Annotated in this window: 17 protein-coding genes and 1 pseudogene; 5 read left to right on the top strand and 13 right to left on the bottom strand. The window is 69.5% G+C overall.

The window, feature by feature from the left end:
• Positions 1-47: 47 nt before the first annotated feature.
• Together FG385_RS12935 and FG385_RS12930 are read right to left on the bottom strand one after the other, a co-directional pair.
• Positions 48-1439, bottom strand: a complete 1392-nt coding sequence (locus FG385_RS12935) for an FAD-binding oxidoreductase (protein WP_139096941.1) — start codon at positions 1437-1439, stop codon at positions 48-50.
• A 56-nt stretch (positions 1440-1495) separates the two neighbouring features.
• On the bottom strand, positions 1496-1921 hold the full coding sequence (locus tag FG385_RS12930) for a PPOX class F420-dependent oxidoreductase (protein WP_139096940.1): 426 nt from the start codon (positions 1919-1921) through the stop codon (positions 1496-1498).
• A 218-nt stretch (positions 1922-2139) separates the two neighbouring features.
• On the opposite strand from FG385_RS12930, the gene FG385_RS12925 reads away from it, so the two are divergent.
• The 4 genes from FG385_RS12925 to FG385_RS12910 all read left to right on the top strand — a co-directional run bounded on the left by FG385_RS12925 (position 2140) and on the right by FG385_RS12910 (position 6870).
• Entirely contained in the window at positions 2140-2658 is a 519-nt protein-coding gene (locus FG385_RS12925) for a MarR family winged helix-turn-helix transcriptional regulator (protein WP_139096939.1), read from the top strand.
• A gap of 3 nt (positions 2659-2661) precedes the next feature.
• Complete coding sequence (locus FG385_RS12920) at positions 2662-5271, top strand: MFS transporter (RefSeq protein WP_139096938.1); 2610 nt, start codon at positions 2662-2664, stop codon at positions 5269-5271.
• Positions 5268-6089 (top strand): YceI family protein, encoded by an 822-nt coding sequence (locus FG385_RS12915; protein ID WP_139096937.1) that lies wholly within the window; start codon positions 5268-5270, stop codon positions 6087-6089. The genes FG385_RS12920 and FG385_RS12915 overlap by 4 nt, the downstream gene beginning before the upstream one ends.
• A gap of 91 nt (positions 6090-6180) precedes the next feature.
• Entirely contained in the window at positions 6181-6870 is a 690-nt protein-coding gene (locus tag FG385_RS12910; RefSeq protein ID WP_139096936.1) for a DedA family protein, read from the top strand.
• A gap of 95 nt (positions 6871-6965) precedes the next feature.
• On the opposite strand, the gene FG385_RS12905 is transcribed toward FG385_RS12910, so the two are convergent.
• From FG385_RS12905 to FG385_RS12875, 7 genes and pseudogenes are all read right to left on the bottom strand, one after another.
• On the bottom strand, positions 6966-7379 hold the full coding sequence (locus FG385_RS12905) for a VOC family protein (protein ID WP_139096935.1): 414 nt from the start codon (positions 7377-7379) through the stop codon (positions 6966-6968).
• A 117-nt stretch (positions 7380-7496) separates the two neighbouring features.
• Positions 7497-8288, bottom strand: a pseudogene (locus FG385_RS12900) (SDR family oxidoreductase).
• Positions 8285-8920 carry a nucleoside/nucleotide kinase family protein gene (locus FG385_RS12895; protein WP_139096934.1) on the bottom strand — a complete coding sequence of 212 codons (636 nt, stop codon included), beginning with the start codon at positions 8918-8920 and terminating at the stop codon, positions 8285-8287. The pseudogene FG385_RS12900 and the gene FG385_RS12895 overlap by 4 nt, the downstream one beginning before the upstream one ends.
• Positions 8917-9750 carry a PfkB family carbohydrate kinase gene (locus FG385_RS12890; RefSeq protein WP_139096933.1) on the bottom strand — a complete coding sequence of 278 codons (834 nt, stop codon included), beginning with the start codon at positions 9748-9750 and terminating at the stop codon, positions 8917-8919. The genes FG385_RS12895 and FG385_RS12890 overlap by 4 nt, the downstream gene beginning before the upstream one ends.
• A complete protein-coding gene (locus FG385_RS12885) occupies positions 9747-10556 on the bottom strand; it encodes an ATP-binding cassette domain-containing protein (RefSeq protein ID WP_139096932.1) in 810 nt (269 codons plus the stop codon). The genes FG385_RS12890 and FG385_RS12885 overlap by 4 nt, the downstream gene beginning before the upstream one ends.
• A complete protein-coding gene (locus tag FG385_RS12880; protein WP_139096931.1) occupies positions 10553-11542 on the bottom strand; it encodes an ABC transporter permease in 990 nt (329 codons plus the stop codon). The genes FG385_RS12885 and FG385_RS12880 overlap by 4 nt, the downstream gene beginning before the upstream one ends.
• A complete protein-coding gene (locus FG385_RS12875; RefSeq protein ID WP_139096930.1) occupies positions 11539-12555 on the bottom strand; it encodes a substrate-binding domain-containing protein in 1017 nt (338 codons plus the stop codon). The genes FG385_RS12880 and FG385_RS12875 overlap by 4 nt, the downstream gene beginning before the upstream one ends.
• Before the next feature lie 111 nt (positions 12556-12666).
• Between FG385_RS12875 and FG385_RS12870 the strand changes: the two genes are divergently transcribed.
• Positions 12667-13683 carry a LacI family DNA-binding transcriptional regulator gene (locus FG385_RS12870; RefSeq protein WP_139096929.1) on the top strand — a complete coding sequence of 339 codons (1017 nt, stop codon included), beginning with the start codon at positions 12667-12669 and terminating at the stop codon, positions 13681-13683.
• A 192-nt stretch (positions 13684-13875) separates the two neighbouring features.
• On the opposite strand, the gene FG385_RS12865 is transcribed toward FG385_RS12870, so the two are convergent.
• The 4 genes from FG385_RS12865 to pyrE form a co-directional block, all read right to left on the bottom strand.
• Positions 13876-14844 (bottom strand): glycoside hydrolase family 76 protein, encoded by a 969-nt coding sequence (locus FG385_RS12865; protein ID WP_139097063.1) that lies wholly within the window; start codon positions 14842-14844, stop codon positions 13876-13878.
• Positions 14844-15491: a TrmH family RNA methyltransferase gene (locus FG385_RS12860; RefSeq protein WP_456061872.1), complete on the bottom strand. Its 648-nt coding sequence runs from the start codon at positions 15489-15491 to the stop codon at positions 14844-14846. The genes FG385_RS12865 and FG385_RS12860 overlap by 1 nt, the downstream gene beginning before the upstream one ends.
• Positions 15492-15511: 20 nt before the next feature.
• Positions 15512-15889 carry a DUF2784 domain-containing protein gene (locus FG385_RS12855; protein ID WP_139096927.1) on the bottom strand — a complete coding sequence of 126 codons (378 nt, stop codon included), beginning with the start codon at positions 15887-15889 and terminating at the stop codon, positions 15512-15514.
• Positions 15890-16071: 182 nt separating this feature from the next.
• On the bottom strand, positions 16072-16635 hold the full coding sequence (gene pyrE / locus FG385_RS12850) for an orotate phosphoribosyltransferase (protein WP_139096926.1): 564 nt from the start codon (positions 16633-16635) through the stop codon (positions 16072-16074).
• Between the last annotated feature and the right edge of the window lie 6 nt (positions 16636-16641).

The following is a 16641-nucleotide window of genomic DNA, read 5'->3' as shown; positions in this document are numbered from 1 at the left end:
TTCCGCGCGGATCAGCTTCACCAGCGCGGCCGTGTCGAGATAGTACCTCAGGTCATCGAGAACATCGAGCCCGGGTTGAACACGTTGTCCGGATCCAGCGCCTGCTTGATCTGCCGGTGCACCCGGATCCCGACGGGGCCGATCTCGCGCGCGAGCCAGTCCTTCTTGATCTTCCCGACCCCGTGCTCACCCGTGACCGTGCCGCCCAGCGACAGGCCCACGTCGAGGATCGCGTCGAAAGCCGTGCGGGCGCGCGCGAACTCGTCCTCGTTCCCCGCTTGGTAGACGATCGTCGGGTGCATGTTCCCGTCGCCGGCGTGCCCGACGACGGCGATCCGCAGGCCGACCTCGTCGCTGATCCGCTCGCAACCCTGGATGAGCTCGGCGATCCGGGTCCGCGGGACGGACACGTCGTCGGTCAGCCACACGCCGTACTCCTCCAGCGCGGTGAGCACGACCCGCCTGGCCTGTAGCAGCATCTTGCCCTCGGCCAGGTCCTCGGTCGCGTAGGTCATCGTCGCCTCGCAGTCGGAACAGATCTGCTCGATCGCGGCGAGTTCGCGCCTGGCCACCTCGGCACCGGAGTCCGACTGGCACAGCAGCAGCGCCTGGCAGTCCGAGCCCGCGCCGAGGTCGGTGTTGAGATGGTGCTCGGCCGCCTTGATGGAACTCGCGTCCATGATCTCCATCAGCGAGGGCACAAGTCCCTCGCGGACGATCCGGGCGACGGCCTCGCCCGCCTTGTCCGTGTGATCGAACCCGGCGACGAGCGTGGCGGGTGCCTGCGGCAGCGGGCGCAGCGCGACGGTCGCCTTCGTGATGACGCCGAGCGTGCCCTCGCTGCCGATGAAGAGCTTGGTCAGATCGTAGCCGGCCACGCCCTTCACGGTGCGCCGCCCTGTCCTGAGCAGCGAGCCGTCGGCGAGTACGACTTCCAGCCCCAGCACGGAATCCGTGGTGACCCCGTACTTCACACAGCACAGCCCGCCGGCGTTCGTCGACAGGTTGCCGCCGATCGTGCACCAGTCGTAGCTCGACGGGTCGGGCGGATAGAACAGGCCATGCTTCTCGACCGCGTTGCGGAAGTCGAGGTTCACCACGCCGGGCTGCACGACCGCGAGCCGGTTACCGGCGTCGATCTCCAGCACCTGGTCGAACTTCGTCATCACGAGCATCACGCAGCCGTCGATGGCGTTCGCGGCACCGGACAGCCCGCTGCCGGCGCCGCGCGGGACGATCGGCACCTTCGCCTCGGCGCACGCTCGCACGATCGCCTGGACCTGTTCGACCTCGGAGGGCTTCACCACCGCCAGTGGCCGGCCGGACGGGGCCAGCGGCATCATGTCGCGCGAGTAGCTGTCGATCACGTCGGGGTCGGTCAGGACGGCTTCGTCGCCGGCCGCTTTCCGGAGCTTGGTCAGCAGTGCGTCATTGCCCATGGCTCATATCGTAAGGCTGTCTTCTCCACACTGCGGAACAAGTTTTCCGAATTTGATCAGCGTGTCATCCCGATGATCCGGTCGACCGGTATGCGCAGTACGAGCCGTTTGTCGGTCACCATCGCGGCGCGGTATTCGTCCCAGTCCGGATGCTCGCCGGCGACCTTGCGGTAGAGGTCGATGAGTTCCTCGACCGCTTCGTCGTGCGGATCCCGCGCGACGGCTGAGAGTTCGGCGGTGCCCTCGGCGACGGCGTAGGACCAGCCGTCCGTGCTGGTCACGTGGTAGGTCGCGCGCGGATCGCGACGGAGGTTCCGCGTCTTCGCCCTGCCGTCCGTGATCGACACCAGGATCCGGCCGGTTCCGGCGTCGTACAAATGGGTCACGTTGGACAGTTGGGGCCTGCCGTCGCGCCTGAGGGTCACCAGCACTCCGAACGGGCGGTCGGCGAGAAGCTCGAGCAGGGCAGCGTCATCGGTCATGCCAGGAATTGTCGTACCCCGGGCGTAGTTTCGATATGCGCGGGGAGTGAACGGTGCGAACCGGACAGAGCGACCCAGGGTAATTCACTTGCCTTTGGCAACTAAAGTGTTTTACGACACATGGGGAGTTATTTGACTGGCGCAACCAACCAGTTGAGGTGCATCCTTGCTTAGGGCAACTAGTTGCAGGCGCCAATTAAGCGAAGAAGGTGATGACCATGGCAGCCGCCACGCGCGAGGTAGCCATCACGGCAGGCGAACTCGACCTCGCGGACGAGTTGGGGATGCAGTTGGTCCGCTTCATGCGCGCCGTGCACAAGGCCAAGGCCGGGGTGGTCACGCACGGGCAGGACGGGATCGAGCGCGCCGCCTACGCGATCCTGTTCCACCTGATCCACGACGGCCCGCAGCGCACCAGCAAGCTCGCCGAGTCGTTGCATGCCGAGATCTCCACGATCAGCAGGCAGAGCAGCTCCCTGGTGCAGCACGGCCTGGTCGAGCGCCAGGCCGACCCCGAGGACGGCCGGGCGTGCCTGCTCGCTCCCACCAGCGAGGGGCTGCGGGTCTTCGAGGAGAACCGGCGGCAGCGCAACCAATGGCTGGCCGAGGTGCTGGCCGACTGGCCGGAGGAGGACAGGCTGACGCTGAACCGGCTGCTGGCCCGGCTCAACTCCGGCATCGAGACAAGCATTCTGCAGATGGCCGACCACGGGTCGGCCGAGGCAAAGGGGGCCTGACGCATGACGAGTTCCACCAGACAACCCGCGGCGGCGGCGGGGGGAGCCGCGCCGGTGGCGGAGATGCCGCGGCTGTCACACCGGCAGATCATGACCGTGCTGTCGGGCCTGATGCTGGGCATGTTCCTCGCCGCGCTCGACCAGAACATCGTCAGCGTGGCGATCGTCAAGATCGCGAACGACCTGAACGGGTTCAGCGAGCAGGCCTGGGCCACCACGGCGTACCTGATCACCGCGACGATCGCGACCCCGCTGTACGGCAAGCTGTCCGACATCTACGGGCGCAAACCGTTCTTCCTGGCCGCGATCGCGATCTTCGTGATCGGTTCGGCCGCCTGTACGTTCGCCACCTCGATGTACGAGCTGGCGGCCTTCCGGGCGTTCCAGGGCCTTGGCGCCGGTGGCCTGATGTCGCTGGCCATGACGATCATCGGTGACATCGTGCCCCCGCGTGAGCGGGTGAAGTACCAGGGCTACTTCATGATGGTCTTCGGTTCGGCGACCGTCCTCGGCCCGGTGCTCGGCGGGTTCTTCTCCGGCCTGACCACCCTCGGCGGGCTGCACGGCTGGCGCTGGGTCTTCCTGATCAACGTGCCGATCGGCATCGTCGCCCTGTTCGTCGTGTTCAGGGTGCTCAACGTCCCGCACCTCAAGCAGCCGCAGAAGATCGACTGGTGGGGCGCGCTCTCGCTCGCGGTGGCCGTCGTGCCGCTGCTGCTGGTCGCGGAGCAGGGCCGCACCTGGGGCTGGGGCTCGACCCGGTCGGTGATCTGCTACGCGGTCGCGGCGTTCGGCGTGATCCTGTTCATCTTCGTCGAGTACGTCATGAAGGACGCGGCGCTCATCCCGTTGCGGTTGTTCAAGAACTCGACGTTCAGCCTGGTCATCATCGCCGGCACGATCGTCGGTGTCGCGATGTTCGGCAGCATCACCATGGTGCCGCAGTACTACCAGGTGGTCCGCGGCTACTCGCCGACCGAGGCCGGCCTGCTGATGCTGCCACTGGTGCTGGGCATCATGATCGGCTCGCAGATCTCGGGCCAGATCACCGCGAAGACCGGCCGGTACAAGATCCTGCCGATCGTCGGCACGTTCGTCATCGCGGCTGGCACGGTGCTCTTCGCGCAGGTGCACTTCGACAGCCCGGCGTGGCAGCCGCTCGTGTACACGCTGGTCATCGGCCTCGGCCTCGGTGGCTGTATGCAGACGCTGATCATCGCTGCGCAGAACGCCGGTCCGCGCAGTGACATGGGTGTGTCCACCGCGTCCGCGACGTTCTTCCGCCAGATGGGCGGCACGCTGGGTGTCGCGGTCTTCCTGACGATCCTGTTCAACCTGCTGCCGACCAGGATCTCGGACGCCTTCGGCGGCCACCTGCCGGCCGGGTTCAACGCCGGCGCGCTGAACCAGTTGCAGTCGAACACGAGCGGTTTGCACAGCCTGCCCGCGGCCATCAAGGACCCGGTGCTGACCGGCTTCACCAACTCGATGCACGGCGTGTTCTACGTGGCCGCCGGCGTGGCTCTGCTGGCCACCATCGTGCTGCTGTTCATGCGGGAGATCCCGCTCCAGGACAGGCCCGGCCCGTCGGCCCCGGCCATGGAGGGCGGCGAGGCGCTGCTGCCGGACGAGGCCAGCGCCGAATCGGAGAACTGGGCCGACGCCGAGGCGGCGCTGGCCGAGCCGGAGCCCGAACCGGCGCTCGTCGGCGCCGGCCGCCATGCGGCGCCAGGTGAGACCAACGGGCACGGCAACTACGAACTCGCCACGCAGACAGCGCCGTTCGCCACGGCGACGGCCGGGATGAGCAGCCCCGTCGACACCGACGGCCAGCCGATCAGCGGGCATATCCGCAGGCAGGACGGTTCCTCGGTGCTCGGCGCGGCGCTGACCCTGATCGACCAGCGCGGCCGCCAGGTCGCGCGGGGCACGGCGGGCAGCGACGGTGCGTACACCATCAACGCTCCTGGCGCGGGCACGTACGTGCTGATCGTTTCGGCGAGCGGCCACCAGCCGCAGGCCTCCAGCGTCGTGGTCGGGCACGGCCCCGCCCAGTTGGACCTCACGCTGGTCGGTTCCGGAGAGTTGAGCGGCACCGTCCGGATCGCCGGGCAGGGCACGCCGTTCGCGGGCGCGACGGTCACCCTGACCGACTCGCGCGGTGAGGTCACCGGCGCGTCGATCACCACGACGGAAGGCGCGTACACCTTCCACGGCGTCGGCGCCGGGACGTACACGCTGGTCGCGAGTGCCGAGCGGATGCGCCCGGTCGCGGAGATGCTGACCGTGCCCGACAGCGGCGTGCTGCGGCACGACCTCGAGTTGTCCTCGGCGGTCGTGCTCTCCGGCACGGCCCGCACGGACGGCGATCGCGCGGTCCCCGATGCCCGCATCACGGTGCTCGACGGGAACGGCAACGTGGCCGCGGTGGCGAGGACCGACGCCGAAGGCCGGTACCTGGTGAGCGATCTGCCCGAGGGCAGCTACACCGTGGTGGCCAGCGGATACCCGCCGGCGACGAGCCAGGTCGAGCTGCCGGGTGGGGAGGCGGTCCACGACGTGCGGCTCGGGTACGAGCAGGTGATCGACCAGTTCGGCGGCGAGCGGTCATGACGGGCCTGAACGCGCGGATCCAGACCGCCGAAGGCTGGGCGGTCGAGGGCACGGTGCTCACCGTGACCGACATGTCCGGCCACCAGGTGGCTCGCGCGGTCTCGGACGCGAAGGGGGCGGTGGACACTCAGCCACTGCCCCCCGGGGTCTACACCGCCGTGCTCACCGCGGCCGGGTACAACCCGGTCGCCCGTACGGCGCAGATCGGCTCGGACGGCACCGGCTCCCTCGGGGAGATCCCGCTGCAGCCGGTGGCCGGTTCGGTCGAACCGCCGCCGCCGGGGCCGTGGACGATCGACCCGGTGCACACCACGGTCGTCGCGACCGCGCGGCATCTGGGCATCGCGAGCATCCGGGCCCGGTTCAGCGAGGTCAACGGCCGGATCGTGATCGGAAGGCCGGTCGAGCAGTCCTCGGTCGCGGCCGAGATCAAGGCCGCGAGCCTCGACAGCGGGATCAAGATGCGGGACGACCACCTCCGCTCGCCGGACTTCCTGGACGTCGACACCTTCCCGACGATCAGCTTCGCCAGCACGGGCCTGCGCCAGCGCGGCGCGGACACGTGGACGCTGGCGGGCGAGCTCACCCTGCACGGTGAGCGGCGGCCGGTCGAGCTGGACCTGACCTACGGCGGCTGGGGCCCGGACCCGTGGGGCGGCGTGCGCGCCGCGTTCCACGCCGAGACCCAGTTGCACCGGAACGAGTTCGCGATCAACTACAACGCGATGGTCCGGGCCGGGGTCGCCGCGATCGGCACCACGGTGAAGATCGAAATCGACGTCGAGGCCGTTCAAGGCGAGTCGCTGCCGCAGATGTGAGCACCCGTTCGAGGGCTCCGAGTGGTTGACGGATACGGCGAATACCCCTTCGGCTGACCGCGGCTTGCGTTCGCCACGTAGGCTTCGGCGGGTGAGTGTCGTGAACGCCGCCTCGTCAGGCCTTGGTGTCAGCTGGCTGGACACCGCGGGCCCGGTGCTGGTCTGGGTGATCGTGCTCAGTTTCGTGTTCGTGGAATGCGCGCTGATCGTCGGCCTGTTCCTCCCGGGCGATTCGCTGCTGTTCGCCGCCGGGGTCGTGCTGGCCTCGCACGGCGCCGACGCCAACGCCTGGCTGCTGTCGGTGGCCGCGCTGGTGGTCGCCGTCGTCGGGAACCAGGCCGGGTACTACATAGGCAGGCATACGGGCACCCGGTTCATCGCCCGCCGCGGCGGGCGCGTGCTGAACAGAGCCAACCTCGAGCGGGCGCGCGCGTTCCTCGACCGCAGGGGGTTCTTCGCCGTCGTGGCCGCGCGGTGGATCCCGTGGGTGCGCACGCTGGCGCCGCTCATCGCGGGCGCCGCCCGGATGAACCCGCGGCGGTTCCTGCTCGCGACGACGCTCGGCGGGCTGCTGTGGGTGCCGACACTGGTGCTGCTCGGCTACTACGGCGCCGGGTTGCTGGAAGTGATCCCCTGGGTGAAGACGGTGCTCGTCTGGCTTTCGGTGGCGTTCTTCATCGGGGGTACGACTTTCGGCATCGTGCGGTACCGCCAGGAGATGCGCCGCCCGGTCGACGACACGCGTCGCGAGCACGACACAGAACTCCCCGAAGCCGCCTGACCCTCCTTCGCGGTGGTGGAGCCACGCGCAAGCAGCTTCGAGGCCGGCGCGCAGGTGCGGGAGGACGTCAAGAGCGTCGGCAACGCGCGTCCGCTTCAGGAGGTCGGATCCGCCCAGACCTCGAGCTGGATCCCGTCCGGATCGCGGAAGACCACGACGGCGGAGCCGGGCAGCGTGCGGGACGCCTTGGCCGGGGAGTGGGTGACGCCGTACTCCACGAGCCGGCTCTCCCATTCCTTGAGTTCGGCGTAGGAGTCCACCGTGAACGCCACGTGGTCGAGACCCGCGCGCCGCTCGTCGAAGTCGCCCAACTCGGTGTCCGGATGCTGGACCAGGATCACCGAGAACGCCTCGGCCCGCCCGCACAGCACCACCTTCCGGATCCCGGTCTCCGCGTCCTCGCGGCGGGCGACCTCCTTCAGATCCAGCACCCGCTCATACCACGGGACACTGCGATCCACGTCCGTCACCGTGAGCGCCAGGTGATGCACGCCGGTCAGCGTGGACATACGGCAGCCGTCCTTTCGTGTTCCCCACGGCAAGGCTACCGACGCTCGCGCTGAGTAAACGCTTTCTCGTGAATCTGTGGACAACTCAGCGAATTGCTCACAGCCTGTGGACAACTTTCAACGCCCGCCGCCCACGGTGAGTACCGAGCCGGTGGCGTACGACGACGCTCGGGAGAGCAGCCCACAGCACGGCTTCGGCGATCTCTTCGGGCCGGCCCGCGCGCCCGAGCGGGATGCCCGGCGCGAGCCTTTCGAGCCGGTCCGGCAGACCGGCCGCCTCGTGCAGGCCCGTTTCGACCATGCCCGGCGCGACAGCGTTCACCCGGATGCCCTCACGCGCGACCTCCTGCGCCAGGCCGACGGTCATCGTCTCCACGGCGGCCTTCGTCGCCGCGTAATGCACCCGCCCGCCCGTCGCCCGACCACCACCCCTGATCGAGGCGCTCCGCGCCGCAGCGCTGAAGCCGAAGCGGTCCGCGCGGCCGTCGAGGAGATGTTCACGATCACGCCGCCCGAACCGCCGTACCGCGTGGACATCCGCCGCACCGCCTCGCGGCAGCACAGGAACACCCCGCCGACGTTGACGTCCAGCACCCTCTTCACCGTCTCGGCGCTCTGCTCGTCGAGACGGCCCGGGGTGTTGCCGGTGATCGCCGCGTTGTTGACGACTCCGATCAGCGGCCCGAACTCCGTGGCCGCGTCGAACAGTTCCGTCACGTCCTCTTCGGCCGAGACGTCGCCGCGCACCGTCAGCGCCCGCCGGCCGAGCGCCCGCACCTGCGACGCCACTTCCTGGGCCGCGACCCCGTCCGACGCGTAGTTGATCACCACGTCGTACCCGTGGGAAGCCGCCAGCAGACATACCGCGGCCCCGATCCCCCGGCTCCCGCCGGTCACGATCAGCGTCATATGGCGAAGTTGGCCAGCGGCATATTCTCCAGCACGAGATCCGCGCGCGCCGCGCTCGGCACGATCAGATCGGCGTTCCGCTGGTCGCTGCCCAGCGCCCGGCGCCGCGCCTCGACGAGCGACCGGCCGTACAGGCGGTGCCGGGTCACGAGCCGCTCGACCCGCTCATGCTCGTCGGGCGCGAGAAACCACACCTCGTCCAGCAGTCCGCGCACCGCGGCCCACGGTGGCGAGTCCAGCAACAGATAGTTGCCCTCGGTGATGACGAGCGGCACGTCCGCCGAGACCGGGACGGCCCCTGCGATCGGTTCCTCGATCTCACGCCGGAACTCCGGCGCGTACACGGTTTCCCGCCCGGCCTTGAGCCGGCCGAGCAAATGCACGTAACCGTGCGCGTCGAACGTGTCGGGCGCGCCCTTGCGTTCGGCCCGGCCCAGCCTGCGCAGCTCGACCTGGGCGAGGTGGAACCCGTCCATCCCGACCACCGCCGCCCGGTTGCCGAGCGCGTTCGCGAGCGCCCACGCGAGTGTGGTCTTGCCCGAAGCGGGCGCGCCCACGATCCCGAGCAGTGTCCGCTCACCGCGCGCCACCAGCGATTCCGCGCGTTCCAGCAGGTCGTCGAACGACGTCATGGCATTCCCATCCTCATCACCCAGGCCCGCGGCCCGGCGTACCGCACCCGCCGCGCGGCCACCTCGTTGGCGTACCGGATCAGCTCCGGTAACTCGAACCTCCCGACACCGTATGCGAGCGCGCCGTGCCAGACATCGCCCGCGCCCAGGGTGTCCCGCGCTTCGGTGGCCGGGACTGGCACCTCGCCCGCGGCGGACGCCGTTCGCCAGCGCACCGGGTCCGCGCCCGCCGTCGTGATCACCGTGGCAACCCCGCGGTCGAGCAGATCCGGCCCGGGCGCGCGGAAATGCGCCGAGCAGGCGGCGATGTCGACCAGCGGCAGCAGTTCGTCGAGCACCGGTTTCCAGCTTCCCGCGTCCAGCACGACCGGAATCCCCTGTGCGCGGGCCCAGCGCGCGGTGCCCAGCGCCAGTTCCGGGTGGTGACCGTCGACCAGGACCGCGCTCACCCCGTCCAGCTCCCAGGGCGCGCCGGAGAAGGCGGGACTGTTCGCCGCGTTGCGGGAGACCACCGTGCGTTCGCCGTCGCGATCCCTGACCGCGACGGCACTCAACGCTGGCGGGTCCGCGACGGATGGCGCGATATCGACGAAATCCACCCCGCAGGCGGAAAGGTCGGCACGGGCGAGGCCGGCGAGCGGGTGCGAACCGAGGACCGTCAGCAACCGCGCCCGGCCCCCGAGCGCGGCGACCGTCACCGCCGCATTGGCCGCCGGCCCGCCCGCGGCCACGTCCACCGACAAGGACTGCACCTTCTCGCCGGGCGCGGGCAGTTCGGCCACCCGCTGCACCACATCGATCGTACAGAGGCCGGCGAGAAGGACGGTCATGCCGACAGTCCCGTGTGGACAGCCGCTTCGACCTCGCGCACCGCACCGTTTTCGCCGACCTCCAGCGCACCGGTGATCAGCCCGACGACTTCGTTCATCGACGTCGTCTCCGGCGACACGACCGCGACGCGCCTGCCGAGCCGGTGCACGTGGATCCGGTCGGCGAGCTCGAACACGTGCGGCATGTTGTGGCTGATCAGCACCACCGGCAGGCCGCGCTCGCGGATCCGGTGGATCAGCGCGAGCACTCGCCCGGATTCGGCGACGCCGAGCGCCGCGGTCGGCTCGTCCATGATCACCGCCTTGCTGCCGAACGCCGCCGCCCGCGCGACCGCGACACCCTGACGCTGCCCGCCCGACAGCGTCTCGACCGGCTGCGTGATCGACTTGACCTTGATGTCCAGCTCGTCGAGGACGCGCTGGGCCTCGGTGCGCATTTTCGCCGTGTCCAGCTTGCGGACGAGCCGGAGCGGGCCGGTGCGCCGGACTTCCCGGCCCAGGAACATGTTCGCCGCGATGTCCTGTGCCGGCGAGAGCGCCAGATCCTGGTACACGGTCTCGATGCCGATGCGGCGGGCGTCGATCGGAGTGCGCAGGTGCACGGTCTCACCGTCCACTTTGATCTCGCCGGCGTCGGGCACGAGAGCGCCCGACAACGCCTTGATCAGGCTGGACTTCCCGGCCCCGTTGTCGCCGACCACGGCGAGCACTTCGCCCGGGTAGAGGTCGAAGTCGGCGCCGTCGATCGCGGTGACGTGTCCGTAGCGTTTGACCAGCCCGCGCGCGGACAGGGTGGGAGTGGTCATGACTTCCTCCTCGCCAGACGGTCGACGATGACGGCGGCGATGACCAGGGCACCCGTCGCGAGGTCCTGGTACAGCGAGTCGACGCCGAGTTGGGACAGACCGGACTGCAGCACGGTCACGATCAGCGCGCCGACCATCGTGCCGAGCACCGAACCGCGGCCGCCGAACAGGCTCGTGCCGCCGAGCACCACCGCGGTGATCGACTGCAGGTTGCCCAGCTGGAACGCGTTCGGGTCGGCGTTCGGGATCCGGCCGAGGGCCTGCCACGCGGCGAGGCCGAAGATCAGCCCGGCGACGACGTACACCGAGATCACCGTGCGGTTCACCTCGATCCCGGACAGCCGTGCCGCCTCGGCGTTGTCGCCGACGGCGTAGACGTGCTTGCCCCACGCCGTTCGCGTGAGCGCGTACCACACGACCAGGTACATCACGAGTGCCACGGTCATGCCGTAGGTGACGGGGATACCGCCGAACAGGTAGCGCTGGGTGCCGAGCCAGGTGAGTACGCCGTGCTCGGTCACCGGCACGGCCTGGCCGCTCGCGACGAGCTTGTCCGCCGCGGTGAGCATCGTGAAGAAGCCCAGCGTCACGATGAACGGCGGCAGCTTGACCTTCGTGACCAGCGAGCCGATCACCAGCCCGATGCCGATCGTGACGAGCACGCCGAGGATCAGCGCGGCCGGCCCCGGCATGCCGCCGGCGAACAGCTTCGCCATGATCAGGGTGCCCAGCACCATGGCCGAGGCATTGGACAGGTCGATCCCGGCGGTGAGGATGATCAGCGTCTGGCCGAGCGCGAGCGTGCCGACCACGAGCGCCTGGTCGACCATCAGCGACAGGTTGTCCAGTTCGAGGAACCTGCTGGTGGACAGCGAAAAGATGATCATCGCGAGGATGAGCGCGAGCGCGGGCCCGGCGGCGGGCGCGCGCAGGAAGAACTCACCAGCGCTGTCGTGTGTCCGGCGTTCCGCGGTTACGGCGGTCATTTCGTCCCCCAGCAGTTCTGCAGGCCCCATCGGGTGTCGTGGCTGGGCACACCGGGCATCGGTTGGTCGGTGATCACGACGGATCCGGTGTCGATGAACCCGCTCGGCTTCTTGCCGGTCTTCGCGTATTCGACGGCCGCGTGCACGCCCTCCTGGGCCATCTTGCGCGGGAACTGCATGACCGTCGCCGCGTACTCGCCGTCGCGCACGTTCTCCACACCCTGGCAGCCGCCGTCGATCGAGCCCATCACGACGTGCAGCCCCCGCGCCTGCAGTGCCGCGAACGCACCACGCGCGGTGGGTTCGTTCATCGTGTAGACGGCGTCGACATCGCTCGAACGCTGCAGCAGGTTCTCCATCTTCTGCTGCGCGGTGCTCTGATCCCCGTTCGCCGGCTCGCGCCCGACGATCGCCGGGTCGCCGTCCTTGAGCCCGATTCCTTCGAGGAAACCGTTGTGGCGGAAGGTGTCCACGGTGCTGCCCGCGGTGCCGTCGATCATGATCAGCTTCGGTGCGGCGCCGCCGAGCGCGGCCTTGACGTACTGGCCCTGCTGGCGGCCGGCGGCGAGATTGTCCGTGGCGAACGTGGCGTCGACGGCGCTCGCCGGATCGGTCGCGGTGTCGAGCGCGATCACCATGATGCCGGCCTTGCGCGCCCGGTCGATCGCGTCCAGCACGCCGGTGGAGGAGTTCGGCGTGATCAGGATCGTGGTCGCGCCCTGTTGCATGAGGTTCTCGATGGCGCGGACCTGGCCGTCGTTGTCGCCGTCGAACTGCCCGGCGAGCGCGACGAAGTCGGCGCCCTGAGCTTGCGCGGCCGCGCTCGCGGCGTTGCGCAGTTCGACGAAATACGGGTTCGTGTTGGTTTTGGTGACCAGGCCGATCTTGGCAGCAGCATTGCCGTCGCCGCCAGCTCCTGTGCTGGCGCTGCCACCCCAGTGCCGTTCGACCGTGCACCCGCTGACCGTCACTGCGGCGGCCACAAGCAGGCACAGGAGACTGCGATGTCTCACGGGACCTCCCCATCGAGGCTGGGACCTTGCTGCCCGGACGGTAGAGATCTCTATCCTGATCTCGCAAGCGTTTGCGCAAACGCTTGCCGGTAAGCATTGACGGGAGCGTTCATGTCGCGGCAAAGATCTGTCAGGCCCACTCAGCGGGATATCGCGGAGCTGGCCGGGGTGTCCATCACCACCGTGTCGCATGTCGTGAACGGGACGCGGGCGGTGGCGCCGGAGACGAAGGCCGCGGTGCTCGCGGCGATCGAGAAGACGGGCTACACGGGTGACGTCATCGCCCGCTCGCTCGTCACCGGCGGCACGCGCTCGATCGGGGTCGCGATCTCGTTGCTCGCCAACCCCTACTTCGCGGCGCTGATGCAGGCTGTCGAGCGCGAAGCCGCCGAAGCGGGGTACACGGTGCTGCTCGCCGATACCCACGACGCGGTCGCAACCGAGCAGGACACCGTACGCGCGCTTCGCTCCCGCCGCGTCGAAGGTCTGTTGCTGACTCCCGCGCCCGGCGACGGGGCGGTGATCAGCGAGTTGGTGTCGCTCGGCGTGCCGGTCGTCCTCGTCGACCGGTTGACCACGCGGACCGACGTGGACCAGGTCGGCTCGGAGAACATCCAGTCGACCTCGGCGCTCACCGAGCATCTGGCGTCGCTGGGGCACCGGCGGATCGGGCTGATCAGCGGTGTGCCCGGGCTGAGCACGAGCGAGGAGCGGATACTCGGTTACCGGCTCGGGCTGGGCCGCGGTGGGCTGACGTGGCAGCCGGAACTGGTGGTGACCGGGCATTCCTCGAAAGAGGGTGGCGCAGCCGCGCTGCGCCGGTTGATGGAGCTGTCCGAGCCGCCTTCGGCGCTGGTGGTCGCCAACGACGCGATGATGGTCGGCGCGCTGCACGAGGCGCGGCGGCGTGGCCTGCGCGTCGGCCGGGAGTTCGCGATCGCCGGCTACGACGACGCCGAATGGGCCGATCTCGTCGACCCGCCCCTGACGACCATGGCGCAGCCGACCGAGGAGATCGGCCGCCAGGCGGTGCGCCTGCTCCTGGCCCGGATCACCGATCCGGACCGCCGCCCCGAAACTATCCGCCTCCCACCCCACCTGATGCACCGCCACTCCTGCGGTTGCTAACCCCGCCGCCTCGGGCCAACACGCCGCCGCCTCGGGCCAACACGCCGCCGCCCCGGGCCAACTCGCCGCCGCGTCTGGCCAACACGCCGACGCCCCGGGCCAACACGCCGACGTGGGGGGGCGGGCCCGGCGTGTTTGCCCGCTGCGCTCGTGAGTTGGCGCGTGGCGCGGGTGAGTTTGCTCGTCGCGGGGTCAGAGGGTGGCGGCGGCTTCCAGCAGGAGCCAGGCGCCGACCTGGACGGACAGGTCGCGGGAGGCTTCGTCCGGGGCTGGTTCGGACCATTCGGAGCTGAACAGCGGGCCGCCGGGGGCTTCTGTCGCGCCGGACCAGGCGGCCTGCGCCGAGTCCAGGACCAGAGACCGAGCCGCGTCGCCCCCCGGGGCGGGCAACCGGCCGGCGGCGAGCGCCAGGTACCGCGCCAGGATCCCGGCGAACAACCCACCGTCCCCGCCGCCCTGGCCGCGCAGCACCCCGCCCGGCGCGCAGTGCGCGGCGACCGCCCGCACGGTCCGCGCGGCAGCGTCCACTTCGGACAGCTCAAGGCAGGTGCCCAGGAAAACCCCTTGGCAATACGTGTAAATCGCCTTCACCAGCTCGCCGTCGTCCACCCGCAGGCCGTCCCATACGAGACCGGTCGCGGGGTCGACGAGCGTCGCGTCCATCCACTCGAACAGCTCCCGCGCGCGCTCGGTCTCACCGGCACGCGCGTGGAGGATCGCGGCCGGACCGTTGGACGGCGCGTTCTTGAACCGGTCCCCCTTATGCCACCAGATCCCGCCGCCACCCTCGGCGGTCCACGCACCGCGCAACTCGGCCAGCAGCACCGAAACGTCACGGCCCGCGCGCTGCATCGCGAGCCCGAGCCAGGCCATGTCGTCGTAGTACTCGTTGGTCCAGCGCCCGAAATTACGCAGCCGCACAGTCCGCATGAACCGGTCGATGGTCACCGAGCGCGCCGGCGTGGGCTCACGAAGCTGGGCGTCGATGAGGCAGTCGAGCAGATGCGCCTGCCACCAGTAGTTCCAGTGCCAGTGCACGCGCTGGTCCGGGGTCGGCGGCCAGCCGCTGCGGCCGAGCACGGTGCGCGGCAGCGCCCAGACCCGGCGCAGATGCCGCGTCGTGATCGCCCGCTCCGCCGCGGCGGCCCACTCCCGGTACATCACCAGGCCCGGGACAGGTCGGCGTGCTGACGGATCCACGCGTGCATCACGATCCCGGCGGCGACCCCCGCATTGATCGACCGCGTCGTGCCGAACTGTGCGATCGACACCACCAGCGACGCCGCCTCCTGCGCCTCGACGGACAACCCCGGGCCCTCCTGCCCGAACAGCAGCACGCACTCCCGTGGCAACTCGACGGTTTCCACCGGGCGCGAACCCGGCGTGTTGTCGACCGCGACCACGGCCAGCCCCCGTGCCACCGCGAATTCCTTCAACGACGCGACATCCGCATGGTGCTCGAGATGCTGGTACCGGTCGGTCACCATCGCGCCGCGCCGGTTCCAGCGGCGCCGCCCGACGATGTGCACGGCGGCCGCGGCGAACGCGTTCGCCGTGCGGACCACCGTGCCGATGTTGTGATCGTGCTGGAAGTTCTCGATGGCCACATGGAAAGGATGCCGTCGCCGGTCCACGTCCGCGACGATCGCTTCACGCCGCCAGTAGCGGTACGCGTCCACCACGTTGCGGCGGTCGCCCTGCGCGAGCAGTTCCGGGTCGTAGCGGGGATCGGTGGGCCGCTCGCCCGGCCACGGCCCGACGCCGACCTCTTCACGCGCCGTCCACTCGGTCGGCCCAGTTTCGTCCAGTTCCACTCCGCGATTTTCGCTCAGGCCTGGCGCGCGCGGTGCGTCGGCGCGTGGTGGCGGTAGCGGAGCCAGGCGCCGACGTAGGAGAACACCACGATCGCGAGCGAGAGGATCGCCACCAGCGGCAACATCGCGCGCGGGAACACGGTGTCGTAGATGTAGTACGCGTTGAACCCGCCGGGCAGCATGCCGAGGCCCTGCTTTTCGCGGAAGAAGTCCTCGAGGGCGGTCAGCGGGCACGGGATCGGGAACACGTTCACCGCGACCCCCCAAAGCGCGAAGAAGACGTGCACGAAAATGCTCCTCGGCCAGCGCCAGGCGAGAAAGCCGCCGAGACCGATGTACAGCAGCGCGATCAGGTGAATCCCGACCGTGATGTCGGCCAGTACTCTCCACATCGACACCTGTGACCTCCCCGTTTCACAGCACCCTCACATCCGAAAATACTCCGGGTTTCCTGAGAAAGCGGGGTCGAGAAGGTGTGACGCGTGATCAACCACCCGCCCGGACGCGCGAGTGCAACGCGGTGACCACCTTCCGTGCCGAATCGAACGCGCCGTTCTGGAACGGTTTGCTCCGCTCAGGCCAGCCCGAGATCATCGGAGGTCAGGAGGTACCGGTAGGGCAGCCCTTCCTTCTCGATCGCCTCGCGCGCTCCCGTGTCGCGGTCGACGATCGTCGCCACACCCACCACCGTCGCACCGGCCTCGCGCAGCGATTCGACCGCGGTGAGCACGCTCGCACCCGTCGTGGAGGTGTCCTCGACGGCCAGCACGCGCTGTCCGGAGACCTCGATGCCCTCGATCCGGCGCTGCATCCCGTGCTGCTTGGTGGCTTTGCGGACCACGAACGCGTCGAGCACCAGGCCGTCGGACGCCGCCGAGTGCAGCATCGCGGTGGCGACCGGGTCCGCGCCGAGCGTCAGCCCACCGACGGCGACGTAACTCCAGTCGGCCGTCAGCTGACGCATCAGCCTGCCGATGAGCGGGGCCGCCGCGTGGTGCAGCGTCGCCCGCCGCAGGTCGATGTAGTAGTCGGCTTCCTTGCTCGAGGACAGCGTGACCTTGCTGTGCACCACGGCCAGATCCGTGATCAGCCGTGCCAGTTCGAATTTCGCGTCTTGGTCAATCCCCGGTTTCGCCACGCGGAG

The organism is Amycolatopsis alkalitolerans (assembly GCF_006152065.1).
Taxonomy (GTDB): Bacteria; Actinomycetota; Actinomycetes; order Mycobacteriales; family Pseudonocardiaceae; genus Amycolatopsis_E; species Amycolatopsis_E alkalitolerans.
Note: the sequence above shows the minus strand (reverse complement) of the source record. Positions and strands in the feature narration are given on the sequence as shown.